At 46.3% G+C, this 20,808-nt stretch carries 18 protein-coding genes; 5 read left to right on the top strand and 13 right to left on the bottom strand.

Annotated features, from left to right (window positions below; all coding sequences use genetic code 11):
- Positions 1–156: 156 nt before the first annotated feature.
- The gene (locus QUB14_RS22280) at positions 157–696 is read right to left on the bottom strand and encodes a COP23 domain-containing protein (protein WP_333219268.1); all 540 of its coding nucleotides are present in this window, start codon (positions 694–696) and stop codon (positions 157–159) included.
- A 122-nt stretch (positions 697–818) separates the two neighbouring features.
- Here QUB14_RS22280 and QUB14_RS22285 point away from each other — a divergent pair, with 122 nt between their 5' ends.
- Positions 819–1,121: a Rieske (2Fe-2S) protein gene (locus QUB14_RS22285; RefSeq protein WP_333219270.1), complete on the top strand. Its 303-nt coding sequence runs from the start codon at positions 819–821 to the stop codon at positions 1,119–1,121.
- A 204-nt stretch (positions 1,122–1,325) separates the two neighbouring features.
- Here the strand turns inward: QUB14_RS22285 and QUB14_RS22290 are convergent, their stop codons facing one another.
- Both QUB14_RS22290 and xrtO read right to left on the bottom strand, forming a co-directional pair.
- On the bottom strand, positions 1,326–4,226 hold the full coding sequence (locus QUB14_RS22290) for a TIGR02921 family PEP-CTERM protein (RefSeq protein ID WP_333219272.1): 2,901 nt from the start codon (positions 4,224–4,226) through the stop codon (positions 1,326–1,328).
- On the bottom strand, positions 4,216–5,790 hold the full coding sequence (gene xrtO, locus QUB14_RS22295; protein WP_333219274.1) for an exosortase O: 1,575 nt from the start codon (positions 5,788–5,790) through the stop codon (positions 4,216–4,218). The genes QUB14_RS22290 and xrtO overlap by 11 nt, the downstream gene beginning before the upstream one ends.
- A 127-nt stretch (positions 5,791–5,917) precedes the next feature.
- Here xrtO and smpB point away from each other — a divergent pair, with 127 nt between their 5' ends.
- The 3 genes from smpB (at position 5,918) to QUB14_RS22310 (ending at position 8,026) form a co-directional block, all read left to right on the top strand.
- Complete coding sequence (gene smpB / locus QUB14_RS22300) at positions 5,918–6,385, top strand: SsrA-binding protein SmpB (RefSeq protein WP_190658630.1); 468 nt, start codon at positions 5,918–5,920, stop codon at positions 6,383–6,385.
- 700 nt (positions 6,386–7,085) lie between these two features.
- Positions 7,086–7,802: a tetratricopeptide repeat protein gene (locus QUB14_RS22305; protein WP_333219277.1), complete on the top strand. Its 717-nt coding sequence runs from the start codon at positions 7,086–7,088 to the stop codon at positions 7,800–7,802.
- Positions 7,799–8,026, top strand: coding sequence for an Osc7112_2153 family protein (locus tag QUB14_RS22310; protein WP_333219279.1), 228 nt, complete (start codon positions 7,799–7,801; stop codon positions 8,024–8,026). Before QUB14_RS22305 ends, QUB14_RS22310 begins: the two co-directional genes overlap by 4 nt.
- A gap of 279 nt (positions 8,027–8,305) precedes the next feature.
- Here QUB14_RS22310 and QUB14_RS22315 read toward each other — a convergent pair whose 3' ends face one another.
- The 8 genes from QUB14_RS22315 to QUB14_RS22350 form a co-directional block, all read right to left on the bottom strand.
- A complete protein-coding gene (locus tag QUB14_RS22315) occupies positions 8,306–9,769 on the bottom strand; it encodes an IctB family putative bicarbonate transporter (protein ID WP_333219281.1) in 1,464 nt (487 codons plus the stop codon).
- Between the two features lie 214 nt (positions 9,770–9,983).
- Entirely contained in the window at positions 9,984–10,871 is an 888-nt protein-coding gene (locus QUB14_RS22320) for a histidine kinase dimerization/phospho-acceptor domain-containing protein (RefSeq protein WP_333219283.1), read from the bottom strand.
- Positions 10,872–11,028: 157 nt separating this feature from the next.
- Entirely contained in the window at positions 11,029–12,471 is a 1,443-nt protein-coding gene (locus QUB14_RS22325) for a 1-acyl-sn-glycerol-3-phosphate acyltransferase (RefSeq protein WP_333219285.1), read from the bottom strand.
- 454 nt (positions 12,472–12,925) lie between these two features.
- Positions 12,926–14,932, bottom strand: a complete 2,007-nt coding sequence (locus tag QUB14_RS22330) for a ribonuclease R family protein (protein WP_333219286.1) — start codon at positions 14,930–14,932, stop codon at positions 12,926–12,928.
- A 309-nt stretch (positions 14,933–15,241) separates the two neighbouring features.
- Positions 15,242–15,457, bottom strand: a complete 216-nt coding sequence (rpsR, locus tag QUB14_RS22335; protein WP_006631377.1) for a 30S ribosomal protein S18 — start codon at positions 15,455–15,457, stop codon at positions 15,242–15,244.
- 168 nt (positions 15,458–15,625) lie between these two features.
- A complete protein-coding gene (gene rpmG / locus QUB14_RS22340) occupies positions 15,626–15,814 on the bottom strand; it encodes a 50S ribosomal protein L33 (RefSeq protein WP_006631376.1) in 189 nt (62 codons plus the stop codon).
- A gap of 38 nt (positions 15,815–15,852) precedes the next feature.
- The gene (locus tag QUB14_RS22345; RefSeq protein WP_333219288.1) at positions 15,853–16,386 is read right to left on the bottom strand and encodes an RDD family protein; all 534 of its coding nucleotides are present in this window, start codon (positions 16,384–16,386) and stop codon (positions 15,853–15,855) included.
- A 112-nt stretch (positions 16,387–16,498) separates the two neighbouring features.
- Complete coding sequence (locus tag QUB14_RS22350) at positions 16,499–16,741, bottom strand: DUF7219 family protein (RefSeq protein ID WP_333219290.1); 243 nt, start codon at positions 16,739–16,741, stop codon at positions 16,499–16,501.
- A gap of 358 nt (positions 16,742–17,099) precedes the next feature.
- On the opposite strand from QUB14_RS22350, the gene QUB14_RS22355 reads away from it, so the two are divergent.
- On the top strand, positions 17,100–17,954 hold the full coding sequence (locus QUB14_RS22355; protein ID WP_333219292.1) for an SGNH/GDSL hydrolase family protein: 855 nt from the start codon (positions 17,100–17,102) through the stop codon (positions 17,952–17,954).
- Between the two features lie 130 nt (positions 17,955–18,084).
- Here QUB14_RS22355 and QUB14_RS22360 read toward each other — a convergent pair whose 3' ends face one another.
- The gene (locus QUB14_RS22360; protein WP_333219294.1) at positions 18,085–18,984 is read right to left on the bottom strand and encodes a DUF4436 family protein; all 900 of its coding nucleotides are present in this window, start codon (positions 18,982–18,984) and stop codon (positions 18,085–18,087) included.
- A gap of 231 nt (positions 18,985–19,215) precedes the next feature.
- A complete protein-coding gene (locus QUB14_RS22365; RefSeq protein WP_333219297.1) occupies positions 19,216–20,712 on the bottom strand; it encodes a carotenoid oxygenase family protein in 1,497 nt (498 codons plus the stop codon).
- Between the last annotated feature and the right edge of the window lie 96 nt (positions 20,713–20,808).

A 20,808-nucleotide genomic window follows, 5' to 3' on the forward strand; every position in this document is an offset into this window, starting at 1 on the left:
GGAGCCATCGCCCGGAGGTCGCTCCGGGCGGGGCCGGAGCGCCTTTGTTAAGAAAGATGTGAGTAAGGCATAGCTTACTAAGGGGGGCTAGGGGGGATCTCCGGGTTTGAAAACACGCGCTAGGGCGATCGAGTAGCTATAATGAATACGAATCGCCTATGGTGAAATAGGAGAAACATTTTCCTCTTCCTCAACAGGTGTCTCCTCCAGATATTTCTCCACATCAACAGAACCAGGCCCAGTTTCAGATAGTATATATCCAGCCCCTAAGCCGCGACGATCCATTAATCTCTGCAACGTAGCGTCAGCATCACTCCCCCGCTTGAGAGTGAATAGCAAAGTCCTATTCGTACAAGCATCGTCTTTGTTAACAGCAGCGCACACCACGGGTTCTCCGTTCAGAGTCCCAGTGTTAATATATTTGAGAGTACCGTTGTCGTAGTTGCGCTGAAATCTTCTGCCTACCTCTTGGCAGCGTCTTTGGGCCGTCCACGGCGGCGGAAAATAGTTATTAGAAGTCCAGCGGACGAGTGGCACATTCCCCCGCGAGTTACGAGCGAAGGTGACAGGCAGCCTGTTGAGAGTAGCGCAGAAAAAGCTATTATTTCTCGCTTGGCTGGGTTGACAAAACAGCGCTACTGTGCTGGTCGAAATAACTAACCCTGTCAGGAGTTCCGTCAAGATTTTGAAGTTCATAAATAGAAATTTTTGATATATTATGTCACAGCTCAGCTAAATTTGCAACTTATAACTTACCTGGATTGTAAAGCCGAGCACCTATCATTCTGTCATAATTTATTTAAACCGAGAAAGATTATATGTGGGTAGAGATAACAGGGCTGAATCAAGTTCCCGAATGGGATATTTTGAAGGTAAAAGTTGAGGGTACTTCGCTGATTTTGAATCGTCAAGGCCTGAATGTCACTTGTTACCGCAATGCTTGCACTCATTTAGAATATCCGATCGACATGGGTAAGGTAAGCAGCGGTATCATTACCTGTCCGTTTCATAAATATCAGTACAAATTAGATACTGGTAAATGTTTGAATGCGCCCAGCGATGCCCTGGAATCTTATCCGGTAAAGATTGAGGGCGATCGCGTTTTTGTCGAGATAGATTAGTTATTAGTCTTAGCTACGTCCGACAGGGGTTTAAACCCCTGTCTCATAGCTAAAGTCGTCTAAAGACGACTGTAGATTAATATTTGATATCAAGTCCGGCTTAAATACTCCCTCACTCTCTTAGTCTACGCAGGCAGACTTTGTTTGACAAGGATCGGTTTCAACCGCCGAACCATCGAGGGAGTAGCCAACCCGGATTTACTTTCAACCTACCATTTTCGCGCGCCGCTGACGGAAGAAAATCGCCAAAAGCCCGATCGCACCTACCGCCAAAAGCAGCCATTCTTCTGGTTCAGGAACCCCCAAAACATTCAGAGGATTATTCGGCTTACTCAACTGTTCCTTACCGGATTCTACCTCTCTGTCAAATCGATCGCTCTTAGCTTCCGCTGCTTTTAGCTGCTCCCTTTGCGCGTCATTAACTAACACAATCATCGAAGAATAAGGCGTCACCACTTTGAAATTTTTAGCTACTGCGTGCATCGCATCCAGTTGCGTCAGTTGATTTGAACTTTTCTGCTTGCTAAGTGCAGTTATCAACTGCCGCGCAGCTATCGGTTTAAAGCCTTCATTTCCGGCATTTTTGGACTCTGCAACTGGCGCCGATTTTGCGGTTTTTCCCGACTGTGGCGTTTTGGCATAACTCCAAACATAGCCGTCAACAACACTAACGGTAGATTGGCCCGAAGATGCTGTGGTTGCTACTCGCTGCATCGCCTCTTTCATATCTGTAGCAACTCCGCCGCCGCTATCTTGAATAACCTTCAAAGTTACGTCGTCGTAGCCGGGGGGCAAACCTCCCAAATGCACTGTCCATAGGGGTGCAGAGATGGAAAGTTTAGGTTTGCGATCGTCCGACAATTCGTAACTGTGGCGATCGCTCACCACAAATACAGTATCGTAACTTTTATCGCCCCGCAACTGTGCAAACTGTTGCAGCATATCTTTGAGCTGGATTGTACCGTAAAACGTCACCTTTGCGGCATCGAAATTGCGTACATCTTCCACCAACTTAGGTGGCATTCCCGCAGCGCTGGCGACATACAAATCAACAGCATTTTTGCCGGCTGCATTCGCTTTCAACCATTCAAAAGTCTCTTTTACTTCCTTCTTTTGGGCCGCCATGCTGCGGGAAGTATCGAGAATAACTGCCAATTTTTTGCCTTGCGGTAACGAGTAATTTGCATCAGCCAGCGGCTTAGCAGAAATGATATTTCCTTCCGATAGAATCGCCTGCTGCGCTGTTAGAGGTTGCTGTGCGACTGCGGGCAAAAAGGGTGGTAGCCAAGTTTCTCTTGCTTCTTTCCCGCTGTATTTTACCTCTTTTCCGGCGATCGTGCGGCGAGTATTTTGGTTCCAAAAAATGTTGCGTTTCTCAGCCAAAACAGGCATAGCCCAACCCTGCGGTTGGCGCATGACTTTGTAAGTAAGCCACAGGTGCATTTCCGTTGGCCCTCCAGTTTGGATGACTTCTCGTTTAGCCGGGATTGGAAAAGCCCGCAAGCGGTATTGTTTGGGGCCAATTTGTTCTAGCAAAGCCGGATCGACTCTTTCTACTACCTGTTGATTGTAGACTTGCTGGGCGGCACCTCTAGGCGATACCGTAAATACAAAACGTTTGTTTAAATCGCCAGTATCTCCCAGCCAAACTCCTGTAACTGCGGCGCTTTCCGGTAAGGAAAAGTAGTAGAATACTTCTTGCAAGTTCGGCGTTTGATTTTTGTAAACTTCGTAGAGTTGAACGTCAGCCCAGTCGCCGTTTTCTTTGACTGTCACTTCTTGCGACTGCAGCCACACTTTTTCTTGATTGACATTGAGCAAACCCGCTTTAGCTTCTTCCCGGTTTGATGTTGACTGCACCGCGTGTTTTACTGCTTCTGTGTCGCCTTTTTGCAGTTCCGTATCGAAGAATTCGCCGTAGAGTTTTTCGGCTTTTTCCACATCAGCACTAGAGCCTTGATACAAAAACGGTGACATTAAAAAATTATAGCTATTCTGCACCGTTTGAGCCGCTTGGTCAGGCAAATTCAAACTATTTTTGTATATCGCATAAATGTGGTTGTTTTCTCCTACAGTGCTGAGGTAGCGGTAAGGGGACAAATAAGCGTTAACTAAGCCCGATCGAATCATATCAGACTTGGCTAATAAAGTTTGGCGAACCGTGTCATTTGCGGGGGGACTCGCCAGCATTTTCAGTGCTGCAACTTGTGGCTGCTGCTGCAAAGCGGAGAAAATAGCCAGCCAAGCTGCTATTACTCCTAAACTTCCGATTATCGCTTTATTTTTCCCGTATTGTGCAGCAAAACTCTGCCATATTTTCCGCCCGGAATGAATGTAGAGAAAGCCGTACAGCGAAGGCATGACAACGAATAAGCTACAGGTTAAACCAAACGATATAAAGGATAGCGGTATCCAAATTAAACCCCAGATCCAGCCCCCGTATCTAAAGATATCCCAAAATGCTGATACCCATGTAAACTTGAAAAATTCAATGACTACAGATAAGAATCCATAAAGTGTATATAAGGCCACAGGTACAGCGTAATACATCAGCAATGTTGCCGCCCAAGTCCCCACTACTAGCATTAAGCTGTGGCATCCTAATTGCAGCCACGCACTTCGTTTTTCTCGGATTAAGCTTAAAAAACGATGCTGTTTATTATGGGAAGTTTGAGAATCTGAGATATTTTGAACATTTTCTTTTTTACCCAGATAGCCGTACAGCATTTCCACTGAAAATGCTGCAATGCACAAAGCAATAGTAGCGATGATTTGATAACTAGCTGGGGTGAGTTCTCGCAGCAGGAACAAGCGGAGCAAACACAGCAAAAATAGCGGTGCTTCTACGCCGTAAAACCAACGCATTAGCTCTAGGGGTTGCTTGCGAAAACGCCTAGCTCCTATTACTGTACATACAGTGGGTACTGCGATCGTAGCTGCCATCGTCACAGTAAACTCTAGCGGGATGATGCCATCGATTGTCGCCATAATTAATGGCACTCCTATAATCGGCAAAATTCCCAAGTAAACAATCGATAAAAATGTCAAATTCCACAGCCAAAAAATTGTTTTAAAAATTCCATCAAATACCTGTTTAATTTTCATTCATTTCTCCTTGTAAGCTTTTTTTAACGGTATCGTATACGTTACCAGCAAACTCTTTTACTTCATGATTTTCTGCTTGTAGCGAACTGTCAAATAAAATAGAAACTAGCACCCAGTTGTGATTTTTGTGAGTGAGATCGCTGCCGATGCGCGACAAGAAGTTATCGGTAGTTTGCTGTGCAGATTGTAGCCAGTATGTAGCGGATAGTTGGTTGTTTTTGAGAGACAGCCACCGGGCTGTTACTGAAGGAGTTAGTTGTTTTTTTTCTATGCGATTGACGGGAATTCCGCTCGCTACAAAACACAACTCGGGGGCATGATAAGTTTGCCAGGATTTGCTCGCTACTGTGAGCATGGAACCGCGCAAGTTGCCGACGACAAATCTGATTTTTTGTGTTTGCGTGTCTGGATAGTTGCCAAAGAATTTTTGTTCGCCAGCATTCAGGGGAATTGACTCTGATTTAATGTATTCAGGCAATCTTAAAGGTGCGATCGCCATTTTTGACGTTTCTACATGAGAAAGTTGAGCAATGACTGCCAGAACTGTGACTGCTGCAATTATTCCTGGTTTGGCTAAAGGGTGATTAGGGAGTATTTCTGAGTTGGCTTTTGCAGAAATACCGCTGATTTTTTCTGGCTGAAATTTCGGTACTCGTTGCAGCATTAACCAGGTCACAAAACAAGCACATACTAAACCGACAATTCCCAGAGGAACGTGAATAATTTCTGCTATTTTTGGCTGCTTAAACACTTCGGAAACCAGGACTAACACGGCAACCCGCGCAGCGTTAGCAGACACCAACATTAAGAGATTAGCAGCGCCGACTGCTAGCCATCTTAAACTCAATTTACGCCCTTCCAGCCAGGTAGCAGCTAGCAAAAATAGCGTTCCGACTAAGAGGGTTTTAATGCCGCTACAAGGCACGTCAACGTGAGCGATGCCGTTTTCCAAAACGATAATATCGTAAGAAGAAATAGCGCCAACGTGCAGCATTGAAAGCAACTGTTCTACTACCTGAGCAGTCAGCACTCGCGCCGGCAAACCTAATCCGCTATTAAACTGACTGTTGAATGGTAAAATACAAGCCAGCAAGCCCGCAACTGGCAAGTTTTTTTGCCAAAAGTTCTGCTCCACCAATAAGCCGCACAGCCCGTAAGTTCCGAGGATAAATAGCAGGACAGTAATTTGTTTGATATCAATTATGTACTGAAGCGCGATCGAGCAAATGCCCGCACCCAACATCAACAGCAGCGGATCTCGCCTCAAAACGAAATTTGGTGAAAATCCCGGCGGGCGATCCTCTTCGAGGGCTGCGCTAACGGAGTTCCCAATCGATCGCACTACTAATGCTACAATCAGAAAGCCAATTACTATCTTGTACAGTGTGGGTATGTCAACAAATGAGGATAACAGCCACTTAACAGCCGAGATATTGGCCCAAAACCAAGCAAGCGCCAGTAAAAAAGGAGGCAGCCAAACCCAATTAACCGCAGGATGAGGAGTAACAGAATCTGGAATTGCAGAATCAGTGATATTGGTGCGCTGCATGATACTGCTTGACATTCACGTTGGTGACATCTTAGCTCAGCCAAATTGGTAATGTCTAGATCGATTATTTAAGTTTTGTCAAGCTTCGATTTTCTCTACAGAGAAGCTAGCGTTATAATAATTAATTTTAGCGGAGGTAAAAATGAGCGAAAAAAGCCCAGGATACAAAATTGTTAGCGATAACCGACAAGCGCGCCATCTCTATGAAATTATAGAGACATACCAAGTGGGCATCGAGTTGAAGGGAACCGAAGTCAAATCAATTCGGGAAGGAAAAGCCAATTTGCGGGACGGATATGGTTTAGTTCGGAACGGGGAACTGTGGCTGATCAACGTTCACATTTCGCCTTGGAGAAGTGCTAGCGACTATTTTAATCACGAACCCCGCCGCACTCGGAAATTGCTGATGCACAAGCAGGAAATTCGCAAATTGATAGGTAAAGTCGAAGAAAAAGGTTTGACTTTAGTGCCGTTAAAAATGTATTTGAAAGGCGGCTGGGTAAAACTCGATATCGGTTTGGGTAAAGGGAAAAAACTGTACGACAAGCGCGAAGATTTGAAGAAACGCGAAGACAAGCGGGATATGGAAAGAGCGATGAAGCAATATTAGTCATTAGTCATTAGTCATTAAACATCTCCGAAAAAGAAACTACAACCTTTGCTACTCGAAGGTTGAAAGTTAAGTTATGGAGATGTTTATTAGTCAGGAGTCCTTAATGATTCATGATTGGTGATTGCTCATTAATGATTGGCTATTTTAAATCGAGTTCGGTTAATTACTCATCATAATATTTTTCAAAATCCTCCCTGGAGGATTTTGAGGACTTCTATCGTCACTACAAACTTAGTTAGAGTTATTTCACCGGAGCCCATCTTACAGCAGATTCTATGTTGATGAACTAAACCCCAGCTCGTTTCATCCCCGTAGGGAAACGGCCTAGGGTAAGTCCCTACACTTCATAAACCTGGAATACGCTGTATCTCCTCATACAGTCGCATACTGTCGATCGACTGACCGCCGACTAAGTATTATTACTTAGGTAAGGCAACAGTTCTACCTTCTTCCTGATTCCCGCTTCCTTTTTCCTGAAAATATCCGGATGGCTTGTGGAGCGTCATGAATGATTAACCTATGCTCGAATACATCTGGGTAGTGGGGCATTACCCAAGCATTTGGCTGTGGACTGACAAACTCTTATGAGAAATAAGCTCAAACCTGAGTCATTTCGTAAGACTCTGATGCCATTAGGGTGGCAATTAAATCTGGCAAACAAAATATCGCCCAACTCTCAAGTTAAAAAATGCTAAAAATGACACCATTAGCTAACATTTTCAATGCCATGAAAGAGCCAGCCAAAAAGCATCAGAACTCCAAGTGGGGAGCCTTCTTGCTGATGCTAGCAGTAGGCTTTGGCGGCTGGAAAATTGCTTTGCCGGAACTGGCATCTTTTTTTAATAATATTGCGTTTGAAAACTACAAAGCCAATCGATTGGCGGATACCCAAAAAGCATATGAGTTAGCGCTCTGGGTAGATCCAAAAAGCCGAACAGCTCTTTACAATTTAGGATGGCTTTGCGAAGAGGTGCAAGATTTACAATGCGCCCGAGGAAAATATCTGCAAGCTGCAAAACTCGGTCTGCCTGCTGCTTACAGCAATCTGGCTCGATTATATATCGTCGAGCAAAAAAACTATCCGGCTGCCGTTCACTTCCTGTGGCAAGGTTTGAAATTAGCGGAGGACGATCGAGTAAAATATTCTTTACTCAAAAACTTGGGATGGGCTCGGCTGGAACAGGGTCGATATTCAGAGGCATTGCAACATCTGGATGCAGCGATTAAACTTGATAGTGAAGGACCAGCAACTTACTGCTTAAAAGCGCAAGTCCTAGAAAAGATGAAAAATACTAAGGAAGCGCTACCGCAGTGGAAAATTTGTCTAAAGTATGCGGATTCTCAAGAATTCGATGAGGATATATGGATAGGGATGGCACGTCAACGATTAAACGAGGAAAAAACAAATAAATGAAACGCACAGTTTTGCTTTCATCAACCATACTGGCAATTATAACGGTACTGGAGCTAAGTCAAGCCTCAAAAGCAGTGCCAACTCCTCGGACTGTTAAATCTACCGTTAATGAATCAGTCGAGATGCTGTTCAACTCGAGTCAGTCGATGCGACAGTGCAAAGATAAAAATGGTGGAAAATATGCGTGTCCGAGATTCATCATGCCTCCGGAGAGCGAAGAATAAGGCTTATTTTCAATAAATTTTGTAGAGTGTACCATCACCACTTTACAGCAACAGGTATGTAGTATGTAGTAGTAGTATGCAGGGTGCGCCGTCCGCACCTTATACCATTTGAGATTTGAGATTAAGAATTGAAGAATTGGAAATAACTTATGGCTATAATGGTTTGCAGCTTGCATAAAGCTGCATTCTTTTTTTGCACTGATATAACTCTTAATCATTGCTGTATCGGCTATTCCTGGAATCCGCACCGGGCGGGGAGAAAAGCCCCGCCAATTCTCTCTACTCGCCCTCCGTCCAAGCTGAATCTTGCTGCTGCTGATGCGAGTTGCTGTAAAAACTAGCAATAATCGCCACCATCAACCACCAAAGCATATTAACTTCCGGTCGGTACCAAACTGTATCGACAAAACCGTGGGCCATCATGCCGGCTAAAGTTGCGATCGCCCCAATCAACCAAAACCCCTGATTCGATTTGAGATTTTGGATTTGAGATTGGGGATTTTGGGATTCTTCCTCTAAACTAGAGATCTTAAATTGTGAATCCCGCAGATGTTTGATCTGCAACAAACCTTGATTGACGGTGACAGTCATCAGCCAAAGGAAACACATTAAACCGATAAAACCGGTTTCCACCGCAATTTCCAGCAGCACGGAATAAGCGCTCAAAGCAGTGAATTTCGGCTTCATATAAAGCGGATAAACTTTATTAAAAGCAGTGTTTCCCGGCCCAATTCCGAGAATTGGTCGATCGCGAATCATGTCAACCACCGCCGTCCAAACATTAATCCGAAAATTGTTGCTGCTGTCACCTCGGCCGATAAACATACTCGAAACTCGATCGCGCAGAGGGTCCACTAAAGCCACTCCCAAAATTAAGGCTCCCGCCAAACCTCCTAATCCTAACGGCAGCGCCCAAGTTCGCCAGAACCGAGGCATCAAAGGGCTGTACCAGTACCACAGCAGCACTAAAAATACCACCAGTAGAGCCACAAAACCGATCCAAGCACCCCGGCTGTCCGTGTAGCGCAAACACGCGCAATTCACCACCAGCATCGTCAGCGCTAAAATTCTTGTTCCCCATCCTTTCCACACAAAAAGTGCGGCGGCGCTCAATGCAATGGCCGGCAGTAAATAGGAACCAAGCAAGTTAGGATTTCCCAGAAAGCTGTAAACTCGCGTGACATTGGCTTGAGTAGAAGTCGGATCGTTCCAAGTAGCTAGTGGTGGCACTTTATCAATCCACTGCCGCACGCCGTAGAAACTGACAATTAAAGAGACGTTCAAAAATACGGCAATTAACCACGATCGCCAACGGGGCGATCGCAATATCCGAGCCATCAGCGCAAAAAACAGCAAATACAGCGTTAGCTTGCTCCAACCAGTAGCAGCGGCGACTTTGACCGGCGACATCGCCGTTGCGACGGTGGCAATGCCCCAGTACAGCAGAACCAGCAAATGAATCGGTGTGAAGGGGATGTCGCGATCGTCCGAAACAGTCAGCAGCACCCAAAATGCAGCGCTAGCCGCCATCAATACCCCCACCAAGGCATTGTTTACAAACGGCGCAAAACCGAAAGTCAAGGCCAGCAAAACAAAACCCAAGGGTTCTGCCCACTGCATCAGCCAGCTACTCTGCCGCCAACTGCGTAAAGAGCCGATCGCCAAATTGAATAAATAACTTCTACTTTGCCACTGAGATAGCGGCAAATTTGCCAGAGTTAACTGTTGCCAAACTGAATTCATTGCTATTTTAGATTTGTACTTTGTAATCGGTAATTGGTAATTGGGAATTGGGAATCGCTAATCGCTAATCGGGAATTGGTAATCGGGAATTGATAATTGAAAAAAGTTGAGTTATTTTTCTTCCTTCTTTCAGCAGTTACGTCCTGTACACTGCTTCTTCCCTCTTCCTTCTTCCCTCTTCCTTTTTCCTTCTTCCTTCTTCCTTCTTCCTTCTTTACCCTTCCAACAATTCCGTAGCATTTGTGCAGGGCAGCCAGAGCACGTAGCGATATCCAGATTCCGGGGCTCCTTGAATTGAGAGTTGACCGCCTTGAATTTCCACCAACTGGCAGCAAAGCAGCAGCCCCAAGCGTTCCCGCGCCCCGTAACCAGCTAACACCGGTGCGGTATCCTCGGCATTCTGGGCCACCAAAGCCGCCAACTCAGAAAACGCCAGCGTTAATCGCTGCGAACCCTGTGTCGGGAGTTGCGCTTCGAGTCCGAGGGAGTCGGTTTCGGAGTGCGATGGCGAACCGCTACCAGATCCGGCCTTCAACAAGTAGTCGGTGTAGAGTTTAGCATGGGGCAAACTTTCCCCTAACCAAGGATGAAAAACCCAAACTCCGATGTTGATACCGTCTTCTTTCCGAGAAACGTGGACTCGAATCACGCTGCCTGCCCCAGCAGATTGAATAATGCTAAAAATTAAGTGGTGCAGCATTTGCTGAACCTTATCTTTATCTACCAGCCAGATGCGCGACCCGGGCCCCATCGACAAATTAATTTCTTGCTCTCGTCTACTTGCCGCCGACGACAGGATTGTCACAACCTGCTGGCACAAAGTTTCTATATCGATTGCGGTTCGCTTCAAGGTGAAAGCAGAATCATCTAGTTCTGCCAGTTCCAAAATTTCTTCAACTAGCGATCGCAAAGAGCGGCTGCTGTCTTGGATCACGTCAATATATTCTTTTTGCTTGCTCGTTAAGGGGCCATAAATTTCTTGTTTCAACACGCTTGCCATGCCGAGGACAGAAGTGAGCGGTGTGAGCAATTCCTGCGCTAAATTATTTAGCAGTTTTATTTTAATTGAGTTAGTAGACAAATCGATAGGTTTGTTAGTCATCGCTAATTTTTATTGGTTCATTGTCGAGTGAGGGTTGGCGGTTCATTAGACCTATTCCAAAAGTCTATAACAATCTGTTTATAATTCACCAGAAAAAAACGTAGTGAAGAAAAATATATATTCCTTCTTCCCTAGAAGCTCTTCCTTATCTGACTAATTAAGATTTAATCATTGCTTCTAAAGCTGATTGCAAGTCTTGAGTGAGTTCGGCAACTGCTAACCTGCGACTGGTTTGATATCGATCCCAACGATCGCTCACTGATATGGGTTCGCCCACGGTCATTTGTACCTGCTGTTTGCCCAACTTCGGTCTGCCGAAAGGATTTCCCCCTTTGATGCGAGCCAGTACGTCCCACAGCAGTAAAGTTGTTTCTGCCAAACGTTCTGCTGTCAGTTGTTCTGCGACGTACCTGCCCGTGACGGACACGAAACTTTCTACAAGTCTCATGTGCCACATCCGAAGACTTGCTTCTTCAGCGAGGCGATCGGCTAATCCTCTTTCTAAGGGAGAAAGTGCTGCAATATCTTTGATATCTTCTCGATAAATATACTCCCATCCTGCTTGTTCCAGACGGCGGCAGCGGTCTATTAAACTGCCTTTGGGCTTTAAGTTAAAATATTCTTCTCCTACTTGCAGACCCACGTCTAACAGGGCTTTCAGTCGAGCGATCATTACTTCATTGCCCGAATCATTTCCCGGTGTGTTGGGGAGGGATAATGATGTTAAAATAGATGTTTGTGGCTGTATTTCTTTATGATAAAAACGGCTGTAAAACTCTTCCATTACTGCTAGCAAATGGCTGCCCAGTCGAATCAGGCGCAGATATTGGAATTTGTGATTGTGGTTTTCGGAATCGGGATTTGCAGTCTCTAAATTAGCGAGGTCGGTGCGATCTAAGGGTGGCAGTCCGCAATCAATTTCTAATTGAGTTAAAAGTTTTTCTAGGGGTTGCCAAGGTGGGTTGACATAGCGGTATTGAATGCCGATCGGCACAATTAAAACTTTTTCGGTGCGTCCGGCTTTTAGCAAATCTTCAACGCACCAGAAGCTCATTTGAGCAATTCCCGGTTCGAGGGGACTCACTATTTCATTGTGACCGTTGGTGGCGCCTTCTGGGGCGGCGGCGATCGGGAATTGGCTGTTGGCAAATAAATCGCGCGCAGATCGCAATCCGGCGCGATCGATTTTACCGCGAACAATCGGAGTGCCACCGAGTTGGGAATACAACCAGCCGACTCCCGCACCGGCCCACAGAGGAATGCCGCGATCGTAGATAAAGTGGGAATGTACCGGGAATTGCAGGGGAATGCCTTTGGCGCGCGCTGCCTGGGGAACGAGTTTCCAAATTAGTTGTCCCAAACAGTAGGGATCGTCAGAGTTGGGGTGGCGGAAGGCTAGCAAGAAGCGAACTTTCTGATTTTGAAATTGGTGGAATAGTTCGGCGAGGGTTTCGACGTTTTCGGCTTGAACCTGGCTGATACTCGTCCGAAATCGCAGCCACCAGGGGAATATTTGCTTACAACCTTGCATCACTAGAGGGTTGTAGGCTGGGGGTATGAATTCCAGCGGCGGCTGAACTTGGCTAATTGAATTGGGCATTTTGCGATTTTAAATTTTAGATTTTAGATTTTAGATTACTAGGCTGCGGTAAAATTTTCCAATTTTTATGATGCTGAAGTTTTTTTTATTAACCGCAGAGGACACAGAGGACACGGAGGAAGAGAGGAGATAGCAAACCGTGTCAATTTAACGTCAAAAGTATTACCCGTCTTGGATGGGATATGATGTCCAGTCGATCGACCCCAATATTTTTGTCGGGACGGGTTTACGGGATTTCTGGCTGATATTACAGATCGGGGGTGAACTAGCCCTGACAAGAATTACGATTATTTTACAGGACTAGATATGAACCCATCATCTTTTTTACCCCCCTGCCCTTGACAAGGGGGATGCGAGGGGGTCAGAAACTCGACTAAAAACGAGATTTCTCCTCAGTTTCAGCCTTCAACACAGATTTTTGCAATCCAAAATCTAAAGTCTAAAATCTAAAATCCTATTGTGCGGCTTCAAATATCATTTCCTGGAAGTTAATGACATCAGATCGCGGATCGCAGTGGGTGACTTTGACTTCTAGCCGATCGCCTATTTCGACCGATCGACCAAATCGCATTGCCAATTCTAAACCCAAATCTTCCAATAAAATCAATCCGAGATTGCTGTCTTCCCTCAGCCAGCGCAGCATTAAAGCTTCCCAAACTTCATCGGGGTTGCGCCGCAAATATTCCAATCCCCAATAGCGGTTGGTTTGGCGTTCTACGGTGGATGCTTCTTTAACTGCGGTGCCGAGACACATCACAATGTCCTGTATTTCTTCAGCAGTAAAAGGCAGTGGTTCGCCCCGCAGGTGGGCTTTGATTTGGAAATGAGTCAGCAAGTCGGTATAGCGACGGATCGGGGAAGTAACTTGAGTGTATAATTCCAAACCCAAGCCGGCGTGGCGTCCGGGGGTGAGGCCCATTTCGCTGCGGGGCATACACCGGCGCACGGCGCAAGCGCGGGCGGGGCCTGCAGGTACAGCCAGCAGTTCTTCATCGGGAGGGAGTTCGGGCTGTGGCTGATAGCGGTAGGGTATGGGCAGGCTGTTAGCTTGACCGTAGCGGGCTGCTAGTTCGCCGGCTAAAATCATCATTTCGGCTACTAGCATCCGGGCTGTGGAGTCGTCGATGACGTGGATTTTGATGTCGTCGCCGTTGACTTTAATGACGGATTCGGGCATGAAAATGCTGATTGCGCCTTGGGCTTCCCGCCATTTTTGGCGCAGTTTTGCTGCAGAGGCGATCGCTGCTATTTCCGGTTCTGCTTCGATTCCCAACTCCAGCATTTCGTCTACGTCATCGTAGGTCAAGCGGTAGGTGGGTTTTATGGTGCTGATGTGGATGCTGTAATCTTGAGCCGCGCCGATTTCGTCTAAGGTGACGCTGAAGCTGAGCGCGCTACACTCTTGGCCTTGAATTAAACTCATCGGCCCGGTTGCCAAAGCTGGGGGAAACATGGGAATCATTCCCGTTGGCAGATAAACCGTAGTGGTGCGCTTTCTGGCTTCGAGGTCGAGTTCGTCTCCGGGGGAAAGCAAGCGGGTGGGATCGGCGATGTGTATCCACAGGCGCTGCTGGCCGTTTTCGAGGAATTCTAAGCTGAGGCCGTCGTCGATTTCGGTGGTGCTTTCGTCGTCGATCGTGTAAACCTTGAGGTGAGTTAAATCGAGACGATTTGTGTCGGAGTCGGCTGGGGGATTTTCTAGGCAGCGTTGGGCCACTTCTAATACCTTTGCGGAGAATTGTAGGGGAATTTGGCTGCGCCGCAAAAACAGGTTTTCGTGGCTACTCCACAGGCCGAGATCGACTAGGAGTTGAAATGCTGCTTCGGGGTTTTCGGATCGTTCTAAGCTGGCTAAAGTTTCTAAGGCCGGGGTGCGGTGTGTTGCTTCTTCTCCGAGGAGGGCAAAGCGTTCTAAGGCGTCGAGGCGAGTTCGATCGCTGTGTTCCCAATCTACATTTTCCCCTGCCAGCCGCTGTTTGACTCGATCCCAAAATCCTTGGGATTCTTGGTGTCGCTGCTGTTCTACTTCTTGCTGGTGTTTGATTTCGGCTACTTGGGCGGCCGGTCGCGGTTCGTAGCGATCGCCCTTTTGTTTGAAATACAGTTTGTCTGTTGATAGCAAACAGTAAGCCGCGTAACACTGGGCGGCACTGCGTTCGGAAAATAGCAGCATTGCCAGGGATTCGGGATCTGCTGTTTCTCCGTCACCGACTAAAAGTTCCCAAGCGACTTCCAAACTCGACGGATCTGAGTAGGCTTCTACTTCTTTGAGAAATTTGGGAATGTCGGAGGGTTTGTAAGTTTCTCCCACTACTTCGTAGGTGATTTGTTTGGGCGGTATGCTGTGCGGTTGACCGTTTTCGTCTACCACGACCCAGTTTTTCTTGCCGTCGGGGCGATCGGCAACTGCCAGACGGCGGTCGCCGTGCATTCTAAATTCTACTAACGTTCCCTTCTCCACTTGCCAGCTTTATATTTGAGATTTTGGATTTTTACCGTGGCCACTTATCGAGTTTCGAGCTTGCGATTTTAGATTTTGGATATTGGCAATTTTTCTGGTTTGTGAAAGTTAAAATCTCAAAAGGTTTTCTGTTTTTTGCTTATATTTTAACTTTTGACTTGTGATTAAGACTTGCGCTGCAGCGACTATTAACCCTATTCCGCGATTAGTTCGCTGCCTTCTTGCTGCTTTTTTTATGACAGAAAGATGTTGTTTTCGCGCAAGTCTTATTCCCAGTCCAAAATCTAAAACCCAAAATCCCAAATCCTGTTAACCTTCTTGGTTTACGAAGGGCATCAAAGCTACAATTCTTGCTCTTTTGATGCTTCTGGTCAGGTCTCGCTGCTGTTTTGCAGTCAAACCTGTAATCCGGCGGGGCAAAATTTTGCCGCGTTCTGTGACGTATTTTTTGAGCAAATCGACATCTTTGTAGTCAATCGGGTCTCCTGGTTTGATGGGCGAAACGCGCCGGCGAAAGTAAGTCATGGTTTGTTGTTTGTTGACTGTTGACTGTTGACTGTTGACTGTTAGTTTTTAGTTATTAGCCGTTAGTTGCTAGCCGTCAAGAAAGCATTTGTTAGTTATCTGCTTTTCGCGGAACAATATCAATTGCCAACAACTGATGACTGATGACTAAGGACTAATGACTAATCACTACTTGATCTCTTTGTGGGCAGTGTGGCTGTTGCAATGGGGGCAGAACTTTTTGAGTTCCAGCCGCGCCGTCGTGTTGCGACGGTTCTTGGTGGTGGTGTACCGAGACACGCCTTTTGAGCGTTTGCTTACGTTTGTACGGCACTCAGTACACTCTAGAGTAATTATGATGCGGACGCCTTTAGCCATAATTCTAAATAAATTTCGACTAATTTAAACACAATTTATTATCTTCTCACATTGCTCTGCACTTGGTCAAGCAATCTTCTAACTTTGATGTCGAGGGAGTAGCCGCGGCGGGCTCCGACGACGATCGTCCCGCCGATGCGATCGTGGAAAGCTTGGGGAAACCTTTCGGCGGAGGTGAGGGCAACGCTACAGTCGATCGCGAGGGGCAGGATCAGCAGCAAGACGGCAGCGTTGGTAGATGTGATTCCCCCTATACCTGCGAAGGCTAAGGCGACGCAAATGCCCAGCAATGCCTCGCGCTTGCACAGTTCTTGCACTCCGGGAATCCGTTGGAATCTGGTATCGGCAATTTTCATGTCCAAGGCCCAGCGCCCGAGACTTTGACCTTGGTTTTTCCTGACGATGGGTACGCGCAGGATCAGCCACAGCAGGACAAAAAATATGGTTTGGACGATCGCATTATTGCCCAGAAGCAAACTGGGCAGCCAAACTGCGATTCCGTCGATGCAGAGGGCCGCGGCGCGGCGGCCGACGGATACTTTGGGAAGGAGAGGAACTAGGTCGGAACTCATAGGCAAAAAGGTCGATCGCCACTAGCTACTTTTTCATTTTTCATCTTAAGCTGTGGATTAATCGATCGGCATCAATCAGCGTAAATCAACGTCAAAGCCTACCGCTAATTATTCAAGCTGAAAAGGGATTTTCGCCAATTCCCAACTGCTTTTTCGAGTTTTCCACCTCTTCCCAGAGTGTTTGTATCTGAGTAAATGCCTGTTCTACAGAGATTTTACCGTTAGATGTCAAGGAGCTGATGTAACCCACCCGCTGAGAAAACTCTTGTAAATTCGCATTAAATACTAAATTTTCTGGCTTTACTTCACCGTAATAGCGAATTTGAGGATATAAAAAATTTGAATTGGCTGCCATTGGTTTAACCTCCCATGAAAACTTGTTCCCTGAACAGATCAATATTATAAACCACGTTTCCACTCTAAAGTTGTGCTGTAAGTAGCAGAAATCATGTGACATTTGGCGAGTTTTTTTGTGATGGCAATTACACAGAGAGATGAGGGGGGCAAAAACCTCAGTAATTTCACTTGTAAAACTTACGCATACGGGGTCAACAATCAGGTTTTTGCGTTCAGGCTCATAACTTGGGAGTTGGCGTCAAAACCAGGTTGCTGTTTTTCCAGGACTGACTTATTGAAATAAGTGACAAAAAAACCACAAATGGATAATATTATTGCAGACATAAATACTTAGACTTTTAGTAGGAATCTGCGTAATGTCTCCTAATGCGCTATCGCTCCGTCCCAAACCCCGGCTGAGGCAACTTTTAATTAGACTTGCCATCGCCGTAATTGCTGGTATTATCGCCCTCAACCTTCCTCACTCCTTAATTCCAGTGTTTAAAGAATCCGTATCCCAAGCAACGCCGGCACCAGAAATCCAGAACTTCCTCGCCGGCAAGCGCAAAATTGTGATAGTGGGCGACAGCATCACCGAGGCCGCGAAATTCCCCGGAGGTTACGTTTGGCTGCTGGAACGCTATCTGAATGCCCTTTATCCCGATCGCCAAATCGAAATCGTCAACGCGGGGATCGGCGGTAACAAGTCGACTGATATGCAAGCGCGCTTCCAGAAAGATGCGATCGACCAAAAGCCAGGTTTAGTGATGATTAATGTCGGAGTCAACGACGTTTGGAACGCTTTCTTCGACTTCCCAAACAATCAGTTTTATCCGGAAGGCAACTGGTCGGCGGGAGTGCAAGTGCCAGAATATCGGGAGAAAATAACTCAAATGGTGCTGGCAGCAAAAGCCGCAGGAATTCGAGTTGTACTGCTTTCTCCTACTCTGATAGGGGAAAGTATCGACGGCCCAGAAAATAGCAGGTTGCAACAGTATGTTGCCGCGATGCAAGAAATTGCGTCAGAGAATCAGTGCTTGTTTATTGATTTGAATGCGCCTTTTCGGGAAGTTATCGGCACGTATCAAAAGCACGCAGGTAAAACTCTGAATTTGTTGGCGGCAGATGGAGTTCACCCGAATCCGTCGGGGTATCGAATTATGGTTTTTACTATTTTGCGAGGTTTGGGAGTACCCGCAAATGATATTGAGAATTTAGAAGTCAAAAACTGAATCTTTGAATTTAGTTGACGGTTGACGGTTGGCTATTGACTGTTTACTGTTAATTGAAAGTCTCCCGGGTAAAAGCCCCGGGATTTATCTATGGGCTAAATTCTTCAAATCTCAAATCTCAAATCTCAAATCATTCAATTGGCGGATGATACCGCTTCAACCAACAACTACCGATAATCACCAACGCCACCACAACAATAATTTCCGTCCAAAAGAACGACAGAAAATCACTTGCAGTTCCCACCGGAGGCACCCCCGGTTGAGCGTTGCGAATAGCGGGAAAAGCAAACAGCATCACAGCAGTCCAGCTCAGCATTCCCACTTCCGGCAAGTTGCCGGATTTCATCACTTTTAATGCGAGCAAAAATGCCATAATTGACAACACCCACATGATGACAATAATCACTAAGGCAAAGAATTTGACCGGGAGCGATCGAGTTGCAGAAACATCAATATAAATAAAGATAGATGAATTCTCCTCCATCGGCTGATAACTAATGTCGAAACCGGGAACGTCGGCATTAAAATTAAATTTAAGTGGCACGGGATTCAGTTCAAATGGAGCAAATTTTTTACCAATTGAAGGCAGCGGATCGAGCGAAATAGCAACTTTAGCAATGTGCTTGTCAAACGGGTAATTGTTAATTTTTCCTTTGACTAAGTTAAACTTCAATGCAGGAACAATCATCGGCTTGCCTTCTTTAAAGGTAATTTCCGAATCCTGTACATTTGCCCCGTTAACTGTCATTAACAAGTCTTGAGCCGGGTAAGTTGGTCCTTTTTTATAGATACCTTTAAGTTCAAACTGCAAGCGGGTTTCTAATTCGTTCTTAATGGGATCAACTGCAATTACCGTCATTTTGACTTCAACCAAGCCTTTGGACGCTACAGCGCTTTCTGGAGAGGGATTGTAAGGCTCTTGGGCGTTAGCATTGTGAGAGTAAATAGATAAGATGATTGCGAAAATTGCGAGGAAAGTCCCAATTAAAATAAGTATTTTTTTGAAATTAAATGTGTTGAGAGTTTGCATTTATTATGATATTTTACATCTTGAATAGTTGTTAGGACTCCCGACAGTCCGCCAGGGGTTTAAACCCCCGGCTCATAGCTAAAGTCGGTTGAAACCGACTAAAGAAACTCGATCGATAATAAATGTTGGTTTTAGTCCTGTTTTAGAGGCTTTCGCTGTGAGCCGGGGGTTTTCAACCCCCGGCGGGCTGTGGCGCTGATCGGCGCAAGAACCAGGCGAATCAACGGGCAACTACGAACCTATAGGAAGCAGTACATTTGGTGTGAAACTTCCGTGCAAACCGTAGGGAATGTGCTGTTTTAAATGCAAGCGCGCTAGGGGCCCTTTGGTGATGTCGCGAGCATCTAAAATCACTAAGGTCGATCGATGATGAGCTGCATCATACATTAAAAGCAGCAGCCAGCCGTCATCCTCAGCAACAGCATCGGGACGGAGAACAAACACCGGTTCCCCCGCAAAACCGCGTGGTGCCGCACTCCAAATTTGCCTTTCACCAGTCACGAAATCCATTTTGAGAATAGCTTGCAAAGGAGCATTCCCAGTAGGAGCATCAGCAGCACCGATGTAAAGATATCGGTAAGGTTGTCCGACATTATTGGGATGCAAAGTTGGAAACTCGCAGCACCTAGTTTCAACAACTTGATGCTGCACCGTTTTGTCTTGCAAATTTAACTTAAACCGCCACAATTCGCCCGCTGGAACGCTCTCAAAATCAACCTCGCGAAAATCGCCCTCTGCTTCTACAGTTGGAAACGATTCGTAACAAACTGAGTCAACAAAAACTTCGTCTCCTTCTTCCCATGCGTTGCAGTGGTGGAAGACAAAACAAGGTTCAGTTTCTAATATCTTCACCTCGTCAGTGCCGTTGCGGGGAATTAAAATTGCTTGCGTTGGCTTGTTTGGCGAGAACTTAATGCACTGGGATGCACTCCGAAATCCTAACACGAAAAGCAGCGGATTGAAGCTGACGGGATTTTGGAAGAATATGCAGTAATTCGGGGTAATTACCATGTCGTGCAGGAAGGCAAAACCCGGTATTGCATGGGCGTGACGCTGCAAAAGTTTGCCGCTTTCGTCGAGTTCGTAAATCGTGATGGTACTCGACAAACCGGGCTTGACAGAAAAGTTTACTAATCTGTCTCCTTTGCCATTTTTCCCTTTTTCAATTCTCGGGTGGGCGGCGAAGGCTTCACCGGGTTGTAAAATGCCGTCTAGGGTGTCTAAGCCGAATGTTTCTAAGGTGCGGGGGTCGAGTCTGTAGGGTGCTGCGGCTTCCCAAAGCGCTAGCAGTTTGTCGCCCCAATAAATGATGTTGGTGTTGGCAATGTTTTTGATTTTGACATCAAAGATGTTGGCTAGCCAGCCGCCGGGTTTCTGCGTGCCGAAAACGCCTCGGTGGAGAATTTTTCCGGCTTCTTGTTCGGCGAGATAGCCTTCTGTGCGGACGAATCGGTTGCGGAAATGGGCGCGGCCTTCGGATATTGCGATCGCACAAATCATCCCGTCGCCGTCAAACGGATGGTGGATGCGCTGGCCGTTGACTTCCAATAATCCGGGCCCGTTGCGAAAGAATGTGCCTTGCAAACCGGCGGGAATTTCGCCTTCTATGTCGTCAATCCAGTAGTCGGATTCGTTGGGTTGGGATTCGTAGCCGCGCTGCCAGTCTGTGCGATCGTATGATAGGTTTTGGGCGGCAGTTTTGGCTGGAGGAGTTTCTATGTTTTGCATTGTGTAGAATAAGCTTTTATTGATTTAACCGCAGAGGGCGCAGAGGGCGCAGAGATAAAGAAAGGAGGCGAAAGAAGAGGAAATAAAACTAGGGAG

The sequence above is a fragment of the Microcoleus sp. B3-D2 genome, assembly GCF_036705345.1.
In the GTDB taxonomy this organism is placed as follows: Bacteria; Cyanobacteriota; Cyanobacteriia; order Cyanobacteriales; family Microcoleaceae; genus Microcoleus.

Excerpts from the sequence above, each read along its gene's own strand:
- QUB14_RS22280 (WP_333219268.1), bottom strand. The coding sequence starts at position 696 with ATGAACTTCAAAATCTTGACGGAACTCCTGACAGGGTTAGTTATTTCG.
- QUB14_RS22285 (WP_333219270.1), top strand. The coding sequence starts at position 819 with ATGTGGGTAGAGATAACAGGGCTGAATCAAGTTCCCGAATGGGATATT.
- QUB14_RS22290 (WP_333219272.1), bottom strand. The coding sequence starts at position 4,226 with ATGAAAATTAAACAGGTATTTGATGGAATTTTTAAAACAATTTTTTGG.
- xrtO (WP_333219274.1), bottom strand. The coding sequence starts at position 5,790 with ATGTCAAGCAGTATCATGCAGCGCACCAATATCACTGATTCTGCAATT.
- smpB (WP_190658630.1), top strand. The coding sequence starts at position 5,918 with ATGAGCGAAAAAAGCCCAGGATACAAAATTGTTAGCGATAACCGACAA.
- QUB14_RS22305 (WP_333219277.1), top strand. The coding sequence starts at position 7,086 with ATGACACCATTAGCTAACATTTTCAATGCCATGAAAGAGCCAGCCAAA.
- QUB14_RS22310 (WP_333219279.1), top strand. The coding sequence starts at position 7,799 with ATGAAACGCACAGTTTTGCTTTCATCAACCATACTGGCAATTATAACG.
- QUB14_RS22315 (WP_333219281.1), bottom strand. The coding sequence starts at position 9,769 with ATGAATTCAGTTTGGCAACAGTTAACTCTGGCAAATTTGCCGCTATCT.
- QUB14_RS22320 (WP_333219283.1), bottom strand. The coding sequence starts at position 10,871 with ATGACTAACAAACCTATCGATTTGTCTACTAACTCAATTAAAATAAAA.
- QUB14_RS22325 (WP_333219285.1), bottom strand. The coding sequence starts at position 12,471 with ATGCCCAATTCAATTAGCCAAGTTCAGCCGCCGCTGGAATTCATACCC.
- rpsR (WP_006631377.1), bottom strand. The coding sequence starts at position 15,457 with ATGACTTACTTTCGCCGGCGCGTTTCGCCCATCAAACCAGGAGACCCG.
- rpmG (WP_006631376.1), bottom strand. The coding sequence starts at position 15,814 with ATGGCTAAAGGCGTCCGCATCATAATTACTCTAGAGTGTACTGAGTGC.
- QUB14_RS22345 (WP_333219288.1), bottom strand. The coding sequence starts at position 16,386 with ATGAGTTCCGACCTAGTTCCTCTCCTTCCCAAAGTATCCGTCGGCCGC.
- QUB14_RS22350 (WP_333219290.1), bottom strand. The coding sequence starts at position 16,741 with ATGGCAGCCAATTCAAATTTTTTATATCCTCAAATTCGCTATTACGGT.
- QUB14_RS22355 (WP_333219292.1), top strand. The coding sequence starts at position 17,100 with ATGTCTCCTAATGCGCTATCGCTCCGTCCCAAACCCCGGCTGAGGCAA.
- QUB14_RS22360 (WP_333219294.1), bottom strand. The coding sequence starts at position 18,984 with ATGCAAACTCTCAACACATTTAATTTCAAAAAAATACTTATTTTAATT.
- QUB14_RS22365 (WP_333219297.1), bottom strand. The coding sequence starts at position 20,712 with ATGCAAAACATAGAAACTCCTCCAGCCAAAACTGCCGCCCAAAACCTA.